The 18,794-nt window shown below is 57.6% G+C and carries 7 protein-coding genes; 3 read left to right on the top strand and 4 right to left on the bottom strand.

From position 1 onward, the window contains the following. Genes AAG813_RS00560 through AAG813_RS00570 form a run of 3 tightly spaced genes read left to right on the top strand, consistent with a single transcriptional unit; the run spans position 1 to position 2,453 of the window. Entirely contained in the window at positions 1-684 is a 684-nt protein-coding gene (locus AAG813_RS00560; RefSeq protein ID WP_341910711.1) for a protein-L-isoaspartate O-methyltransferase, read from the top strand. Positions 685-698: 14 nt separating this feature from the next. Beyond that, the gene (locus tag AAG813_RS00565; protein ID WP_341910713.1) at positions 699-1,055 is read left to right on the top strand and encodes a rhodanese-like domain-containing protein; all 357 of its coding nucleotides are present in this window, start codon (positions 699-701) and stop codon (positions 1,053-1,055) included. A gap of 48 nt (positions 1,056-1,103) precedes the next feature. Beyond that, entirely contained in the window at positions 1,104-2,453 is a 1,350-nt protein-coding gene (locus AAG813_RS00570; RefSeq protein WP_341910715.1) for a TolC family outer membrane protein, read from the top strand. 135 nt (positions 2,454-2,588) lie between these two features. Here AAG813_RS00570 and AAG813_RS00575 read toward each other — a convergent pair whose 3' ends face one another. The 4 genes from AAG813_RS00575 to AAG813_RS00590 form a co-directional block, all read right to left on the bottom strand. After that, complete coding sequence (locus AAG813_RS00575; RefSeq protein WP_341910718.1) at positions 2,589-3,464, bottom strand: radical SAM protein; 876 nt, start codon at positions 3,462-3,464, stop codon at positions 2,589-2,591. A 30-nt stretch (positions 3,465-3,494) separates the two neighbouring features. Beyond that, entirely contained in the window at positions 3,495-4,352 is an 858-nt protein-coding gene (locus AAG813_RS00580) for a hypothetical protein (protein WP_341910720.1), read from the bottom strand. A gap of 71 nt (positions 4,353-4,423) precedes the next feature. Further along, positions 4,424-5,884: an HlyD family type I secretion periplasmic adaptor subunit gene (locus AAG813_RS00585; protein ID WP_341910722.1), complete on the bottom strand. Its 1,461-nt coding sequence runs from the start codon at positions 5,882-5,884 to the stop codon at positions 4,424-4,426. A gap of 1 nt (position 5,885) precedes the next feature. Next, positions 5,886-18,794 carry a putative Ig domain-containing protein gene (locus AAG813_RS00590; protein WP_341910724.1) on the bottom strand — a complete coding sequence of 4,303 codons (12,909 nt, stop codon included), beginning with the start codon at positions 18,792-18,794 and terminating at the stop codon, positions 5,886-5,888.

Raw genomic sequence — 18,794 nt, forward strand, 5'->3', positions numbered from 1 at the left:
ATGAACTACGAACAAGCCCGTTTCAACATGATCGAGCAGCAGATCCGCCCCTGGGAAGTGCTGGACAGCCAGGTCCTTTCCCTGCTGGCCGTGGTCAAGCGCGAGGACTTTGTGCCGCCCGCGATGCGGGCCCTGGCTTTTGCCGACATGGAGATCCCGCTGGGCACCAAACCCGGCCAATGCATGCTGGCGCCCAAGGTGGAGGCGCGCGTCCTGCAGGACCTGGCGGTGCAAAAACATGAAAAAGTGCTGGAAATCGGCGCCGGCTCCGGCTACATGGCCGCCCTGCTGGCGCACCGCGCCCAGCAGGTCATCACGCTCGAGATCGACCCCGACCTGGCCCAACTGGCCCGGGACAACCTGAAAAAAGCCGGTGTCTACAACGCCGAAGTCCGCACCGGCGACGGCGCCGCCAAACTCGGCCAGGCGGTGGCTGGCAGCGACCCGCTGAGCGGCCCTTTCGACGTGATCGTGCTCAGCGGCTCGGTCGCCGATGTGCCTCCCGCCCTGCTGGCGATGCTGAAAATCGGCGGCCGGCTCAGCGCCATCGTGGGTTTTGAGCCCGTCATGCGCGCCACGCTGGTCACCCGCGTCGGCGACGCCGCCTTCCGCACCACCCAAGGCTGGGACACGGTCGCACCTCGCCTGCTCCACTTCCCTGAACCGTCCAAATTCAACTTTTAAACCGAGCCGTTCCGATGATTGACCAACTGTCCCCTGCCGATTTCCCCGCCTGGCTTGCCAGCCTGCCGGCCGACGGCCCAACACCCATCGTGCTCGATGTGCGTGAGCCATGGGAAGTGCAGACGGCGTCGGTCAAGGAAGACGGCTTCCGGCTGCTGCACATTCCGATGCGCGCCGTCGCTGCGCGGATTGTTGATCTCAAGGAAGAGCTGCCGGCCGACCAGCCTGTGGCCTGCCTGTGCCACCACGGCGCGCGCAGCCAGCAGGTGGCCAACTTCCTGGCGCAGAACGGTTTCACGCAGGTCGTCAACCTGCAGGGCGGCATCAACGCGTGGTCCGAGCAGCGCGATGCCAGCGTCCCGCGCTACTGACCCGCCGGCCTGCCTCTTCACCGATTTCACATTCCATCAGGACTCCCCATGAAAACGCTCTTGAAAAAACCGGCCCTGCTGCCCCTGTCTCTTGCGTTAAGTGCCGTGTTGGCGTCTTTTGCGCCAGCCGTCCAGGCGCAGAACCTGGTGGAGCTGTACCGTTCGGCGCGCGAGTACGACGCGTCCTACCAGTCGGCACGTTCGCTGTACGAGGCCAACCTGGCCAAGGCCGAACAGGCCAAGGCGGGGATTTTGCCAACTGCCGGACTGTCGCTGGGGGCGTCGCGCACCAACTTTGAAAACAACAACCCGGTCGTTGACCGCAGCTTCCCGACGCAGACGGCCTCGCTGAACGCCTCCCAGCCGCTGTACCGGCCCGGCAACTGGGCGACCTACGAACAGGGCAAGCAGCAGGTGGTGCTGTCCAGGGCCCAGCTGGAAGTGGCTGAACAGGACCTGATCGTGCGCACCAGCCAGGCCTACTTTGATGTGCTGGCCGCGCAGGACACGCTGGCTTTTGTCCGGGCCCAAAAAGCCGCGGTGGGTGAACAGCTGGCTTCGGCCAAACGCAACTTCGAGGTCGGCACCTCCACCATCACCGACTCGCGCGAGGCGCAGGCGCGTTTCGACCTGGTGACCGCCCAGGAAATTGCCGCTGAAAACGACTTGCGCGTCAAGAAAATCGCACTCGACCAACTGGTCGGCAGAACCGACGCGCAGCCCAAAGGCCTGCTGGTGCCTGTTGAGCTGCCGCCGCTGGTGCCCGCCGACGTGAACACCTGGGTCCGGCAGTCCGAGGACATGCACCCGACGGTGCGCCAGGCCCAGGCCAACCTGGAAGTCGCCAAACTCGAGATCGACAAGGCCGAAGCCGGCCACAAACCCACGCTGGACCTGACCGCCAGCTACGGCGTGCAGCGCAACCCCCAGGGCAGCGCCACCACGGCCGGGCCGCTGGACTACCGCACCAACAGCACCACCGTCGGCCTGGCGCTGAACCTGCCGCTGTTTGCCGGCTTCGCCACGCAAAACCGCATCCGCGAAACGCTGTCACTCGAAGAAAAGGCGCGCTCCGACCTGGAAGGCGCCAAACGCGGCGTCGCCCTGGGCACGCGAACCGCCTACTTCGGCGTGTTGTCGGGCCAGGGCCAGGTCAAGGCGCTGGAAGCCGCCGAAGCGTCCAGCCAGAGCGCGCTGGACGCCAACAAGCTGGGCTACCAGGTCGGCGTGCGCATCAACATCGATGTGCTCAATGCGCAAAGCCAGCTGTTTCAGACCAAACGTGACCTGGCACAGGCGCGCTACAACGTGCTGATCGGCGGCCTCAAGCTGCGCCAGGCCAATGGCACGCTGACGCCGGAAGATTTGCTGCTGATCAATTCGTTGCTGGTGCGGTAGTCGGCAGACTCATCATTGAGAACTCCAGCGAAAAATCAAGGGCTGCACTTACCGGAGGTCCCTTGAAAGGGGGTCCCAATAAAAACGCGGCCACAGCGCTACGCTCCTGGTTCAGACAGGCGTCGAGGAGACGGTCTACAACGGACTCGCTATCTCCCTGCAGCCAACGCAGGCATTGGGCACCTTGCCGCTGGCCAACTCGGTCTTTAAGCGTTCCGCAGTATCAAACACACTCATATCCTTGATATAGCAGCAAGGCGATTCCCTCCCGGTGACATCGAAGTAACGCATCAAAGGCAACTCAAGATAACGGCAGTGATTCTTGTGGCGCCAGAACGTTACTGTCGCTTCATTTGCGTAGTTTTTCGCGTAGTCCGGCTTCGTCTGAATGGGCTGGATGAGATGCTTGGCACCAAGAGATCTCACAAACCTTTTCACGGGCTCAATGTCCTGTCCATACGAAACCGTGTGCACAATGATTCTTGAGGCACCCATGGCTGCGATCAGCTCATGCACCCGTCGCAGCACGTTGTGCAACTTATATCGACCGATTCGATGTGCCTCCGTTTCATCCAGCGTGTCCACAGAGACTCCGATTGATTGAAATTTCAGGGCAGCCTGGCGAACGTCGATTAGGCTGGCATTGGTAATGATGTAAGGCTGATGTCCCAAGGCAATCAGCCGGTCGACCATGGGCCAGAACTCCGGGTGCGCCGTGGGCTCTCCCTCACCCTGAAGTGACACGGTGTGGGGCAAGGCGTCAAGCTTTTCAAGAACCTTTACGAATCGTTCCCAAGGCATGTTCTCCTGCTTCATATGGCGCCCTGCGCAGTAGAAGCACTTAAAGTTGCACTTGGTGGTGATCTCGATTTGCACAAAGGGCGGGTTGGCTCTCCGCAATTTGGAGGTGCCTCCTCGCAATATGGAATCGCCGTGCACGTCAACTGGCTTTGTGTTTGCCAAACTGGTCGGCATATGCAGCTCCTTGCCCCCGGATATTCGCTCGTTCATCACGCGTATCCGCAATTCATAGTCGAGCCGCTATAAATGCTGCCAAGCAGAAATCCGCGACCTCTTGAGTTGGTCTCGTAATGCCTGACGCTGTGCAAAAGTAGAGTATTCAGGCAGGTCTACAAGTTCTCCGATCTTGAAAAAGCCCTTAGCCAGCTTCGGATCTTCATACTCAAAACCGAAAAATTCCTTCGCACCTAGCCGGTCGTAGTAATCCCTCATGGGGGCCTCTAAGCGAACCGGGTCGCACGGCTCTGAGAACACCAAGCCGCAAGTCGCGTTGAAGTCATGTTGAGCTATGAAATGGTGGGGGACACAGTCCATGTCATTGGCGTCAACCATCTCCAGAAAATGGCGGCCGATGTGAACGTAGTGAAGATGCAAATTCCCGAACGCCAACGCAGCATCAAAATTACCCAATTCCTCCTCGGGTATCTTCGTCTTCAGGTTATATGCCGGAGGAAAATGGTTGAAGTCCAGATTGAAGATGTACTGGTCTTTGCCGACCAGCAGATTAGCCAGTTCGTACTCCAGCCAATGAATCAGCAAATTTGTCTCATGGGCTGCCTGGAACCTCTCACGATCGAACTTACCCTTGAAGAACTCAGGAAAGTTGATGTGCAGCCTGTTTAATTCTCCCTGCCAGTTCTGCTTGGTCAAGGGTTCCAACGGGAATCCCAAAAAAGTTGCGCTCTTCTTGAGCCTGGCCACTGCGGCCTGAATCTCCGGCTTGGTGGCAAAACCATGGCGGTGGTTCACATCTGTGCGCAGCAAGTAGCGACGATGCATTTTTGCAAGCTTCTCGCACCACAACGCCGCAGTTCTGGTGCTGTTGAGCTTGTAGGTCAGCTGCATCCCGCAAGAAAAAGTGAATTGAACCTGGCGCACCGGAAATCCTTACTTCAGACAGCGTGATGCTTACGCTGAGTGGGCTTCCTCAGCTCAGGGCCTCACGCGGACTACCGCTCGCGGGCTGCTTCGCGGAAAGCCTTGGTCACAGGCGATAGCAAATACTCAAGCACACTGCGCGTGCCCAGATGAATCTCGGCTGAAACCTGCATGCCCGGCGTCAGGCGGTGCTTCGCGCCATCGGTCTCCAGCATCTGGGCTTTGAGGTCAATCATCGTCTTGTAGGTGAATCGGTCAGCTCTTGCTTTAGCCTGACCTTGTTGGCCATCTGCCGCCCCTTGCTCACTGGCATCGGCACTCACTTGGGCCACCTGGCCTTGCACCATGCCGTATTTCTGGAAGGTGAAAGCAGCAACCTTTACCTTGACGCTCTGGGTCGGGTGAATAAACCCGATGTCATCGTTCTTGACCCATACCTCGGCGCGCAGGTTCTCATCAATCGGTACCAGTGTCATCAAAATAGTGCCCGGGCTGGTGACGGTACCCACGGTGTGCGTCGCCAGGTCTTTGACCACGCCATCTTGCGGCGCCTTCAACTCCAGGTAAGTGTTGCGGTGCTCCTGCTTGGCCATTTCCTGGCTGGCTTTTTCCAGCTGGGATGCGATGTCGACTCGTTCGGTTTGTAGCTGACGCCGATAGTCGGCGGTGATCTGTTCGATCTTTTTCTGCTCCTGCAGGATGGTGCCTTGCGCAGAAGCAATCACCGCTTCCTGGGCAAGCAAATCCTGCTCCTTCTCGATCAGTTCGCGCTGTTTGTCGGTATGCATCAGCTTGCCGGCAAAACCTTCGCCGAGCAGCTTTTCATAAGCTGCGGCTTGCTGCCTGTAATGTGGCAGGGTCTGTACCAGCTTCTTGCGCACCTCCTGCGTTGCCGTCAGGTCGTGTCGGGCCTTTTCCAGGGTGGTCCGCTCTTGGGCAAGTGCATTTTCATAGGCCTGGCGGTTGGCTGTGTATTGGGCGAGAACCTGCGCAAACAGTGCAGAAGGTTCATCGGCGCGTGGGAGAAATGGTGTGCCGGCTAGCTGGGCATCGATGCGACGCAACGCAATGCGTTTGTTGTGATAGTCGGCAGTGAGAGCTTTGAGGTCCGACTCCGAAAGCGCCGTGTCCATGCGAATCAGCACCTGCCCGGCTTCAACGGACTGGTTTTCCTTGACCAGGATTTCCTTGACCACGCCCGCATCGGTGGGTTGCACTATTTTCAGGTAGGTATCGGGCACCAGCTTGCCCTCAGCGACAGCCACGATGTCGAGCCGGCCAAAGATCGCCCAGATCAGCAGCGCTGTCAGAAAAATCAGCGCCGCCCACAACACCCGCCGCCCCAGTGGACTGGGCGGCGAGTCCTGCAGACGCATCAAGGCCGGTTGAAAATCCCGCGGATCGGCCTGAATACGGTCTCCCAGGCGTTCAACGCTCTTCTGAACGGCGGCCATGGCAGCTCCACCTTTGGAAAGACTGCCGGCGTCCGGGCTTTGCCGCTCACCTTGCGGCGCAGATTCAGCGTTGTTCATCTCAGCTCAACTTCTTGAAACCTTCAGACAGCCCATTGAGCGATGACATGCCGCCCGCTGCGCCCGACTGTCCGACGGAACCGGCAAACCCCCAGTGCATGGCACCCTGTACCAAGGCATCTCCGCTGCCGAAACTCCCGCCCTGCACACCCTGCCTGTCGCCGTCGTCGTCCTGGCCCAGACGCTGAAGTGAGCCTTTGACGGTGTTCCATTGCCGCGCAATCTGCGCGGCCGTGAGCGGTCCCGTGCTGCCGCCGCCCTGCTGGGACAGGTAGGCCGCGAGTGAGCCGAAGTCGTGGCGAGGTGCGGCCGCCAGCCGTTCGTTGATCTGGTTGATGGCGTTTGCCAGGCTGTCCGACTGGTCATCCTTCTTCTTGTCACGCGCTTCCCCCCGGTCGTAGGAGGAGTGGTCGTCGTCACGGCCATGGTTGCTGCCATTGGAGTTTTGTCCGGAACCACAACCACCGCCCCAACCACCGCCAGAATCCCCGTCCGCAAGTTCCCGCAAGGCTTTCTCATTCCAAACCGTGCCGTCCGCAAACTCCACCCGCTCGACGCGGTCCGCGCTGGAACCAAACCAGTTTTCCACCGTGACGCGGCCGTTCTGACCCGCCACCTTCAGGACCAGGTCGTTGTGGTGACGCGTCACGCTCACCGCATTGGAATAGATCCCGGCCGTAAAGCGGATCACGTCCTGCCCACCCTTTTCGGAGATCACATTGGCTCCGCCATCGAGGCTGTGCAGGTAAATATCGTTGCCCAGTCCACCGGCCAAGTCGTCGTTGCCCGTGCCGCCATCAAGCACGTCATTACCATTTCCACCGTCTAGCGCGTCGTTACCAGCACCACCTCCGAGGATGTCGTTTCCAGCGCCGCCGTCGAGCTGGTCGTTTCCGTCGGCGCCCAGCAATTGGTCGTTACCGGAAGACGCCCACAAAACGTCGTTCCCTGTGCCGCCGTCAATAGTGACATCGCCGTAGGCATAGCGCCGGCTGGTCAGATCGACGACGTCGTTGCCGCCGTCCATGCTGATCAGCTCGAACTGCTGGATGCGGGGCCCGACGTAATCATCCGGTGGGCTGTAGCTGTCATCAAGAAACAGTGCATCGTGGCCATTGGTCCCCACCAGGGCGTCATAGCCGGCGCCGCCGTTGAAGATGTCATGGCTGCGGTTTTTGCCGGACAAGGAAACTGTCTCTCCGCTGCCGGCGTTGCCGGGACTGCCAACATTGACCGCGCGGTGGCTGCCGGTCCATATGGCGTCGACGCTGAAGCCCAGGGTATCGTCGCCTGCCTCACCCGACAGTTTGTCAGAGCCAGTGCCGCCGGTCATGATGTCCTTGCCTGCGCCACCGTTGAGGATGTCGTTGCCCGCCCGGCCATCCAGGATGTCTTCGTAGGGCGTTCCGTTCATGGTGTCGTTGCCACTGGTGCCGATGAAAGTCTGGCCTTGCGTGCTGCCGCTTTGCACGGTCAGGGCAAAACTCGCGGTCGCGCTGGCGCCGACCGGGTCGGTTGCCGTCACCCGCAGGGTGAACGCGCCCACGTCGTTGCTGCCCGGGGTACCCGAGAAGGTCCGCGTGGCCGCATTGAAGACCAGCCATGACGGCAATGGATTGCCGTTGGCCAGGCTGGCTGACCAGCTCAGGCCGTCGCTGGCATCCACGTCGCTGAAGGAACCCGCCGGCAAGACCAGGGTGAACGCGGCGCCTTGTGTAGCCGTCTGGGCTGCTGTTTGCAGCGCCAGCACCGGTGCATCGTTGGTGCCAGTGATCGTCATGGTCACGGTCGCCGTGCTGGTTGCCCCCGCGTCGTCGGACACGGTGTAGCTGAAGGTGTCGGTTGTCGTTGCGCCTTGGGCCAGGCTCTGGAAGAGGCTGCCTGGTTTGTAGACGATATTGCCGTTGACCAGCGTCACCGTGGCCCCTGCGGCTGAAGTCGCGGCAACCGCAGAAATGCGCTTGCTGTCTCCAGCGTCCACGTCGGCGTCGTTGGCGAGCAGAACGGCCGCGGTCAGGGTGACCGTTCCACCATCCTCGGCAGCGTCGCCCAGGTCATTGCCGGCGACAGGCGTGTCGTTGGTGTTGCTAACGTCCAGGTCGAACACGTCGGATGCGCTCGCGCCTGAGCTGTCCGTTGCCGTCACCAGAACTCTGATGATGCCCACGTCAGCATTGCCAGGCGTGCCGCTGAAAGTGCCGGTCGCCGGATCGAAGGCAAGCCAGGAAGACAAGGGATTGCCGTTCACAAGCTGCGCGGCATAGGCCAAGGTATCGCCCACATCCGCATCGGCAAAAGCCGTTGCAGGTATCGTGAACGAGAAGGCCTGGTCTTCCAGCGCTACGCCGTTGGCAATGGCCTGCGCCACCACCGGTGCGTCGTTGGTGTTCGTGATCGCGATGCTGAACACATCTGCCGCCTGAGCGCCTGAGGCGTCCGTCGCCGTCACACGCACATCCACATGGCCGACATCGGCATTCGCCGGCGTGCCGGAGAAAGTACCGGTGGCGGCATTGAAACTCAGCCAGGTCGGTAGCGCGTCTCCGTTCGCCAGCGTTGCGGCATAGGTCAGGTGGTCAGCCGTATCCATGTCGGAAAACGCATTGGCAGGCAGCGTGTAACTGAAGGCCGCATCTTCTGTGGCAACCGTATCGGCCAGAGGCTGAACCAGCACCGGTGCGTCGTTCACATTGGAAACCGCCAATGTGAACACGCTGGATGCCGAGGCACCTGCTGTGTCACTTGCGGCCACCCTGACATTCAATGCACCGACATCCCCGTTCGCCGGGATTCCGCTGAAGGTACCGGTCGCGGGGTCGAAGTTGAGCCAGCTTGGCAGCGGGTCTCCGTTAGCCAGCGTGGCAGACAGCACCAGGGCATCGCCTACATCGATATCTATGAATGTGCCAGCAGGCAAGGTAAAGCTGAAGGACTGGTCTTGCGCTGCAACCTGGCTGTCGATCACCAGCGTCACGACAGGAACATCATTGACGTTTGCAACTGCGACATTGAATGTCTCGCTCACGCTGGCGCCGCTGGCATCAGTCGCTGTCAGGACGACAACCAGGCTGCCAACATCTGCATTGGTCGGCGTGCCTGAGAAAACGCCTGACGCAGCGTCAAAGTTCAACCAGGACGGCAGCGGATTGCCGCCAGCAAGCACCGAGGTATAGGTCAACGTATCGCCCGTATCAATATCAGCAAAGCTGCCAGATGGGACGGCAAAGGTGAAGACCGCATCTTCCGCGGCCATCTGATCCGCAACGGTAGCACCCAGCGTGGGCGCATCGTTGGAACCATTCACGGTCACCAGCAGTTGGGCAGAAACATTAACGGTTCCATCCGTCGCTGTATATGTAAAGGAATCCACAACCTGCTGACCAGCCCTCAAGCTCTGGACTTCCGCATTGGCATTGTTCAGCGTGTACGTGTAGCTTCCGTCGGCGGACAACGTGAGATTCCCCCACATCCCCTGAAACACACCGGCAGACAGGACTTGCAGCGTGTCTGAGGTATCAGCGTCCTGGTCGTTAGCCAATACGTTGCCCGTGATTGTCGGAGGGCCATCTTCACCAGCGATCGCGGCGTCATTGACCAGCTCCGGTGTTGCATTGGCATTCGCAACTTCAAGCGAGAACACCTGACTGATGGCCACGCCGCTTGGATCGCGGGCATAAATCTGTATTTGGTACGTTCCATGCGCACCTGTCGGCGGAGTACCGCTGAACGTTCGCGTCGCGGGGTTGAATTCCAGCCACGCAGGCAGCGGCTGGTCACCACTGAGCTGAGCGGCCCACTCCAGCGAATCACCATCGGGGTCCGAGAACGCGTCTGCATCCAGCACAAACGTCAACGCATCCCCAACACGGCCGGCTTGGCCATCCAGCGGATTGGCGACAACTGGCGCCTGGTTGATGAAGTCGTTGAAGCGCAGAATTGTGCCGTCAGCCAGCTCGAAGTTGGCAATCGGCCGCGAAAGCGCATCAAAGCCTTCAACGAAGATGGAGTCGCCCAAGGCTCCGTAAGTGACCGTGAAGCCGTTGGCCTCACGAACCACGGAAATGCTGTCCGCAGTGATACCTTCGCCAAAGGAGATCGTGTTTCCGGAGTCCTCGTCATATAGCGCGTCCTGTCCGTCGCCCAGGTTAAAGACGTAGTTATCCGATCCTTGGCCACCTTCCAGGTCATCGTCGCCAGTTCCGCCTGTGATGACGTCGTCTCCTGCATCTCCATAAAGGTAATCGACACCTTCATAGCCATAGAGTCGATCACTTCGCGCAGTGCCTTCCAGATTGTTGGCATCGCTGTCGCCTTCGACCACAAAAACTTTGTCGAGCAACTCGTTCCAGCTCAAGACTCTGCCATTGGCAAACTCGAAGTGCTCAATGCCATGCGCACTTTCGGCTGGATTCTGGGGATCGAAGCCCGAAATGCTGATCTGGTTGTTCTCATCAAAAACGAGGAGGAAGCGATTCAATGTTGCATCGCTTGGATCTACGATAAAACGCAGTTTCCGTTCGATGCTTTCCGGGGTGATGTCCGCACCGAAGCGCAACACATTGCTGCCTGTCGCATCAGCCAGGTCGTTGATGGTGACCAGTCCATCGCCGATGTTGTACTCGTAGCTGTCGTTGCCTGTTCCGCCCTGGAGAACATCGCCACCGGTACTTCTTTCCATCGTGTCGTCGCCCGCACCCGCATTCACCAGATCGTGCAATGCGGTACCGCGCAGCAGGTCGCCGGACTCCGTTCCATCAATCACGAAACCGCGTTCCATCAACTCGTCGTAGGTTAGTACAGTTCCAGAAGAGCCAAACTCGAAGAACTCAATCGTGCGCTCACCAAGCAGTGTCAGACGATTGAAATTGGTCAAGGTCACCGAGTTTCCGCTGTCCAGCAAGATCACCAGATGACCTTCCGCATTGAGTGTTAGCCTTAAACCATCCGGGTCCTCAATATCCGTGAAAACAATGGTGTTTTCTTGTCCAAGAGTGGACAGATCAGTGATGACGTCCTGGCCGGAGTTGGTATCAAGGTAGTAGATATCGGCGCCACCGCCACCTTGCATCAGGTCATTGCCTTCCAGGCCTTCAATCTCGTCGTCGCCGGTGGTTCCAGCCAATACATCGTCGCCTGGCGTGCCGCGAATGGTTCTTGGAAGGTTAAACAACTGCTCCATGGACATCACGCTGCCGTCGGAGAACAGAATTTGACTGACGGGCGACTCTGCGGCATCCAAACCGTCCCATCCACTCAACACTATTGACGAGTTGCGATACCAGATCGTGCTGACGCCGCCTTCAACTGTGAAGCTGATTTCATCGGACGTGACACTGCCGTCAAAAACGATGATGTTGGCGTCCATGTCATCATCGATGATGATGTCATGGCCCTCGCCGTCATCGTCGATGACATAGGCATCGGCACCGCGTCCGCCAATCAGCGTGTCATTGCCGGCGCCACCATACAGTGCGTCAGCTTGCGCGCCGCCGCGCAGTTCGTCGTTAATACTGGTTCCCTGGATTACTCCGTCTTCGGTTTCCGTGCTGACGAGGACGCTCTCTCCTGAGGCCAGGAGATCATCGAGCTCGACGGACATGCCATCCTGGAACACAAACCGCGCGATCGACAGATTGCCATTGGGACGGTCGGCATCGAATCCCGCCAGCGTAATGACGTCGCCCTCAGAACCAGCAATGGTGAGGACCAGGTTGTCGCCCAAGCGGGAAAAGCTCAGATCTGCGACGGTGATACCCACGCCAAATCTCAGTTCGTTCTCGAAAGTGAAGTTTCCGCCTCCACCACCGCCATACCCCCCATAACCGCCATATCCCCCATATCCGCCGTAGCCGCCATCACCGCCCGCAGGGGTTGACAAGTCTTCGATGTACAAAAGTCCATCACCGCGGGTATAGACGTAGACGTCGTCGCCCTCGCCACCGTACGCTTTGTCATTTCCCATTCCGCCGTCTAAGAAATCTCGGCCGGCGCCGCCATACATCATGTCGTCGCCTTCGCCGCCCCAGACAAGGTCGTCACCGTCGTCGGCGACAACCACATCATTTCCGGCCCCGGCATTCAGCTCATCGGCCCCCGCAGTTCCAAAGAGAAGGTTGTCTCCGTCGAGATCGGCATTGGCTGCAATGGTATAGACGCCCCGGAGATCACCGGTTTGTGCATACGCAATTGCAGCAGCTCCCCCGAATACCGGGTTCGGAGTCGTCACCAGAAATGCTGAAGCTGCCTGCAAGGATGTGCCGGTTGCGGCCGAACTCCCGCCAATGGCATTCGGACTAAAATCGACCGCCTCCAGCATCTGCGCAAGATCGTATTGCTGTACGACGCCGTTCGAATCGATGATTTGTACGAAACGCAGTGCCCGCTCGTATGACGGTGCTGTCAGGTCAGACTGATACCACGCCGCCCGCACCTCGTCGTCTCCGGATCCATCCATGCTGAATACGAGATCCCCGCTGGAGCTGTCGATCCATAGGTGCACGTCGGCAGCGGTGATGCCAAGGCCCAAGCTAAGAACGCCTCGCTCGGCGTCTCCCCGTTCTATTCGATCCTTGCCGTCACCGGCATTAAACGCGTAGGTAGTGCTGGCTCCTGGGTCGCTACGAAGTAAATCATTTCCCGACTCGCCAGCAAGCACTACGTCGCCATAAGTGGCGGCGAGTGAGTCATCGCCCGACCCGCCGGACGCCAGGCTTCCAGCGCCGCCTGCATACAAACTGTCATTGTTCCCGCGCCCATCAACAAAGACCTTGGATCCGTCGGTATATATGAAATCATCCCCTTGGCTACCGCGAACGGTGTGGTCCGGACCAAAATGGTACTGGTTGCCCAGAACGCCGGAGTCCTGGATGGAAACGATCTCGGCATAGCTCACGATGGTGCCGTCTGCCAACCTGAGACTGAACGTGTCGGAAAAATTTGCATCCAGTGCAACGCCGGTCGGTGCCTGAATCACTAAAGCATCGTTACCACCTAACCCAATCACCATTCTGTCGGCATACTCACCGCCTAGGTTCGAGTCATATCCGTAGCCAACTTGCACGGTGATGTCGGACAGCGAGATACCGGTCCCTATTTCCAGCATGCTGGAGGCGCCGGAGGTCAGCTCAATCGTATCAAGCGCATCTCCTCGCTCGAAACGGTAGATGTTGGTTCCGCCCCCTCCTTTTTGGGTATCCCGGCCGGCACCGCCTTCCAGGATGTCATTTCCGTCGCCGCCATCAAGCGTGTCATTGCCACCGCCTCCGACTAGCGTGTCGTTTCCTTGGTACCCGGTAATGATGCTAGATTTGCCCGTTCCAATGAGAACGTCATCGGCAGAGGAGCCCAACAGTGCTTCCCCGCTGTCGCTTTCAACCAAGCTCAGAATATCGGCATGCGAAAGAGTGACGCCACCGACCTCGAAAAACTCCATCGTCGCGCCACGGTTCGCCTTGAGGGTTATCTGATCTTCTGTTCCAGCAATACGGATGACCAAATCGACACCCCTGATAGACACAAGCAGATCACTGGCAACAATATCCGCCCCGAAACGAATGCCGTCGTAACTTTCACTGTTCCCCCAATCCTCAATAAGGGTGTCTTGCCCGTCTCCGCGGTTGAAGGTGTAGATGGTTGTCCCTCGAGTTCCGGTCAGAATGTCGTTGCCGGCTCCACCGCTCAGAGTGGTGATCTCGGACTGCATGACGTCACTTATGTTGTCGTCACCGGAGGTACCGACGATGGCGCGTACGTTAATCTCCGCAGGACTCCAAGCGGTGCCGTCATTAAATTCCACGGCGGTAAATCCCAGAATGCCGCCCCCGCCCCAGTTCGCAGCAAAAACCCGTTCGAAAGTAACTGAGTCGCCGGTGTCAAGGATGGTGAAAACCGCAGCATCTCCAACGCGTCGAACCTGCACATCCTGGGCTGACACACCTTCCTTGAATCGCAAAGTAATGACACCGGAAGACACGTCCGTGCGAACCATGTCATTACCGTCGCCCCGACCAAACAGGTAAGTGGACGGGCCACCTATGTCGGTAAATGTATCGTTGCCGCCTGCACCGTCGAAGGTTTTTTCACCCACCAGTCCGACGAATTTCTCCGCCGTGCTGTCGCCGCGCAATGTTTGGGCCAGGATTTCGGCTGGTCCCCAGGAGGTTCCATCAGCGAAACGTATTTCCGTCAGATTGAATTGGCTGGCCTGTGGCGCATTGGCAGTGAGCCGGTCCACGAAATATCTGATCGTTAGCGTGTCTGTTGTGCCTCTGATGCTGACAACCAAATCGCTGCCCAACCGTGCAAGCTTGAGGTCTCCGGGCCCGACGCCGGCTTTCAATTCCAGAATATTGTTACCGGTAGACTGATTTGGAATACCGAGGTAACTGTTGCGATACTGCTGATACAAGTCCCCCCGGTCGGCAGCTAGTACATCCTGGCCATCTCCTATGCCAAAACGGATGATGTCGCTGCCTCCATCTGCCGACAGAAAGTCATTTCCTGCACCCCCGTCGAGAATGTCGTCTCCCTCGCCCCCTATTAAGCTGTCGTCACCGGCACCGCCCTCTAGCAGATCGTTACCGTAACTGCCGTACAGCTGGTCGTTTCCCTCGCCACCACCGAGATGGTCAGCTCCAATGCCTCCCGCAAACACGTCGGACTGATCGGTCCCCAGCCAAGCCGCAGCACTGATTTGAGCCAAATTCCAGACAGTGCCATCGAAGAACTCAAACGCTTCAATACTCTCGGCTGATTTTTGTCCCGGCGCCCAGCCCGAGAAGAACTTCTTGAATGTGATTTGATCCGTCGTTTCTTTGATCGAAACCACCAGGTCACGTCCACGCTGCGCCAGTACGAGATCAGTTGAGGATATGCCCTGCTTGAAACGCAAAACATCATGATCAATATTCCCATTGTCATAGTCCACGACCGTATCCTGCCCATCACCACGACCAAAGATATAAGTGTCGCTGTTGTTGTAGCTTTCTCTAAACTCCAAAGTGGCGTGGTTGCCGCTGCCAGTTCCGCCAGGAGTGATCCGGTACGCGTGGCTCCATATCGTGTCGTTGCCAGCTCCGCCTTCGATGACATCGGAGCCGCCACGTCCGATGATGAGGTCATCGCCCGCCCCGCCACTCAAACTTATCGGCAAGTCGTCGAGGTTTGAGCCAATCAGCGTGTCGTTGCCATCCGTCGGCATCGGCAACGTACTGCGCACCATATCGCTCATGCTCCATTGCGTGCCATCCGCGAATATTAAGGCGACAGGAGCAGTACTTCCACCCCAATAGTAGTAGTCGCCTATGTCCGTGGTCTTTAACACCAGCGCTTCACCGGTGTCAGTAATAGTGATGCGTACTGCCTTGTAGTCATCCGTGGCCAGCAAGTTGATCTGAATGTCTTGCGGGTTAAGCCCGCGCAAGACCACCGCGTTTTTCCCGCCAGCATCGGCATAGACGTCATAGATACTGTCATTGCCATCGCCGCGACCCCAGAAATAGGTGTCGTTGCCCCATTGGCCGTCCATGGTGTCATTCCCTCGGCCACCCACAAGCTGGTCGTTACCTTGGCCGCCCAGCAAGGTGTCGTTGCCCGCTCCCCCAAGCAGGATATCCGCGCCTGCGTAGCCTGCCAGAGTGTCGTTTCCTACTCCGCCGACCATGATGTCGGACTCGTTGCCACCGGTGAATAGACCACCAACATCACCAGTGAATTTGAGCTGCAGATAGCCGATGGCTTTCGCTTGTTCAGCTGTAAAGCTGACCGTTTCCAACAGGTCCGCCAGCCGGACGGCACCGTCCCAGCGGCTTTCGGAAATACTGTCCTGGGTGAAATGCAAGAACTCCGCAAGCTCCACCGTTGCTTGCGCAGGATCTGCCGCCGTTTTTTGGGCGAAGATTTCATTGACAGCGCTGAAATCTAAACGCACGCCGTGGTCGTCAACGATGTGTTCTATCTGATCCAGGTAATCCGCCGCTGTAGTTTGCAGATACAGATTCCTATAAACGCTTGCCTTTAGGCTGTCATAGGCGGCCTGAAAGAAGGGTAAGCGTTCGCCTTCAATAGCAACTGTGTAGTAGGTGTAATATTGATAGTTACCCGAGGCAGAGTTGAAGTAATAGGAGTTAACGGGTCGAACGTAACGCTCGACGATGAGCTGGCCGTTAAAGTTCTCCAGCGTGCTGAGCTGCCGATACAGCGCCGGTTGCTGCGCCGCAAAGATGCGGATGGCTTGGCCCGGGCTGCTGACATACCAGTAGGCAGCAATCGCTGGAATGGGGTTTCGTCCAATCGCATTTCCCATTGCACTTGTATCGGCCCAGGCGTCCACCACGACACTCGGCAGTGATTGACGCTCTTGGGCATTCGCGGCAACCTTGAATGTACGAATGATTTGTTCCAGGGCTTGGGATTGCGCGGTTCCCAAGCTCATGGCCTCCTGCAAATCGCGTACCAAACCTGAGCCCCGGATTTGAGGCAAGGCTTCAGCGGCCGCCGTGATCGCAGGGTTCTCAGTGAACTCTCTGTAAAAGGGATCGGCACTGAGATTTATGTTTCTGATCAGGCCAGTCGTTGCGTCGCCAGATGACGCTGTTCTGGTGAAGGTACTGGCACCTTGGGCGTTGGCATCCAAACTGATGCTGGAGATACCTGCATCGCTCAGACTTTGCAGCTCATTGGTCTGCGAAACACCGTCCTGGTTATGGTCGCGCCAGACTTTCAGCTCGGCAAAGGCCGTGTCGTTTGCGTCGATAACGGCATCGCCTAAACCATGGACATCCTTGTCTAACGCAGACAGGGCTTGAAACCCATTGGCAGCGAGTTGGCCATTAGGCAACCGGGTTTGGTCACCAAAAAGTTCTCGGCCACTGTTAATGACGCCGTCGCCGTTAATGTCTCGTACAAGAATTCCGTCATCACCTTGGGCCCACTGGGTGCCGTTTTTCACGCCGTCGTCATTGTGATCAAACAGGATTGCGCTGCTGGATGCAGTGAGTTCCACGCCGTCCTCGTCAAGGTCCAAAATCAAAGGATCGCTGGGACGGGACCAGTTGAGGCCTTGACGCACCTTCTTGGAAACTTCGTCGGGAACGTTAAATTTTTCGAGGTCCTTTTCTTTCTTTTTTTCATCCTCGGTAAGCCTGATGCCGAGGTGGCCACCAGCTTTCCCCATTTCAAAATCAAAATCTTGAATGATGGTTCGATTTGCAGCATTGCCGCCGTTCACAATTACAAGATCGTTGCCCTGTTGAATGTATTTGACGCCGCCTGATTCCCAGGTTTTACTACCGGTTTGTTTGCCGCCACCAAAAACGGTTCCCTGGGCAGTTTCCACGCTCCCAAGACCAGCCTCATCGTCTTCAATCGTGTCAACGCCATTTCCGACGACGTATGTATCTTTTCCAGTACCCCCTTTAAGACTATCCTTACCAGCACCACCTTCAAGGGTGTCGTCGCCTTCGTCGCCGCTCAGAGTGTCGTCATCGCTGCCGCCATATAACAAATCGTCATCGTTGCCACCGATGAGTTCATCGTTACCAATTCCGCCCCACAGAGCGTCGGCTTGGTCACCTCCAGTGAACTTGTCGGCACCTTCACTCCCAATAAGTATCTGTCGTTCATTCGAGTCATTTGCTGCCCCATCACCCACAGCACTCGCCGCTACGCTCCACTGCGCATAATCGTCGGCTTTGATGCGCTCGGCGGGCGGAGCGCTATTGAGCACCGCTTCACGCGCAAGAAAGTTGCTCAACCACCTATCGACATATACGTTAGCTTTACTTTGCGCGCCGTCCAGCTCTTCGCCCTTGGCGGTGGTGTACTGCAACAAGCCGGATGGTGCGCTAACGCCGCCGATAAAGAAGTTTTGCCCCCCGTAGTCTCTTGTCTGCCAGTAGTACCACTCGATGCCTTGGGCGATGATGGCGTCTTGTGCTTGTTTGTTCAAGCCAGCTATGTTTGTGCCCAACTTTTGAAGATCTTTGGTGAAATTGGTGAGCATGGCGTCACCCCCCGGAGCTATACCATCAATTCCACCCGCCTGATGTCGCACCAAGTGCTCGAGCAAATTTGGCTCCGGCTTGTCAGTTGCCAGAGAATACAAGTTTGAATCAAAAATGATCTTTAGCAGGTTAGGAAACTTGAAAGTGGCAGCTTCCAAGGTGAGGCCTATAGCACCCTCGCGGCTTTGCAAATACGCCGTTAATAGAGCTTGAGAGTGCAAACTAAAACCTGAGACCCCAGTCGCGCTGTTTTTGATTTCCTCGTCAGAAGTCCCGATACGATCGAAGAAGGGAGTTCGAATTGAAGTAGAGAGGAACTCGCCCTGCACATTGATGTCAGTCACAAGGTTAGAGTTTGGTATCCCCCCAGTTCTGGGCTGCGATAGCAAGTAGTTCTGCAGCGGCCACAGTTGCTCAGAAAGGTAACCTTTATCGGTCAATATCTGCAAAAGATCAGCGCCAACCGGGCTGGCGACCCCGAACCTTCCCGTTGCCGCCGATTTTGCGAACGGTGCTTGATCAAAGGTCTTCGCCTCCACACCAAAGAATACAGCGACTAGGGAAGCGAGACCGCCGCCAAGTGAATGACCAGTGAGGGTGATAATAGCTGAGGGATTAGCGGCCTTTATTTGCAAGTAGTATTCAACAGCTTCCACGAGTTGGGCCGACCCGAGACCTCCCGCGAGACCAGAGTTTGCTTGATGATCGGCACCGCTTGGTGTAAAAGTTCCCGCGTAAGAAACTACGATCTCGGAGCCTCGCTTGAAGACAATAGCTTCAAAGCCACTTTCCTGCGTTTCGTGCCGCGATGATGTCCATCCCTCCGGTGTAGGAAACCAGTTTATGGAGTTGCGAGTAGATTGATACGCGCCGCCGGCCATCAATGCATATTCGAGTTTCGTTGTCAT

Source organism: Polaromonas sp. YR568 (assembly GCF_943371715.1).
In the GTDB taxonomy this organism is placed as follows: Bacteria; Pseudomonadota; Gammaproteobacteria; order Burkholderiales; family Burkholderiaceae_C; genus Polaromonas.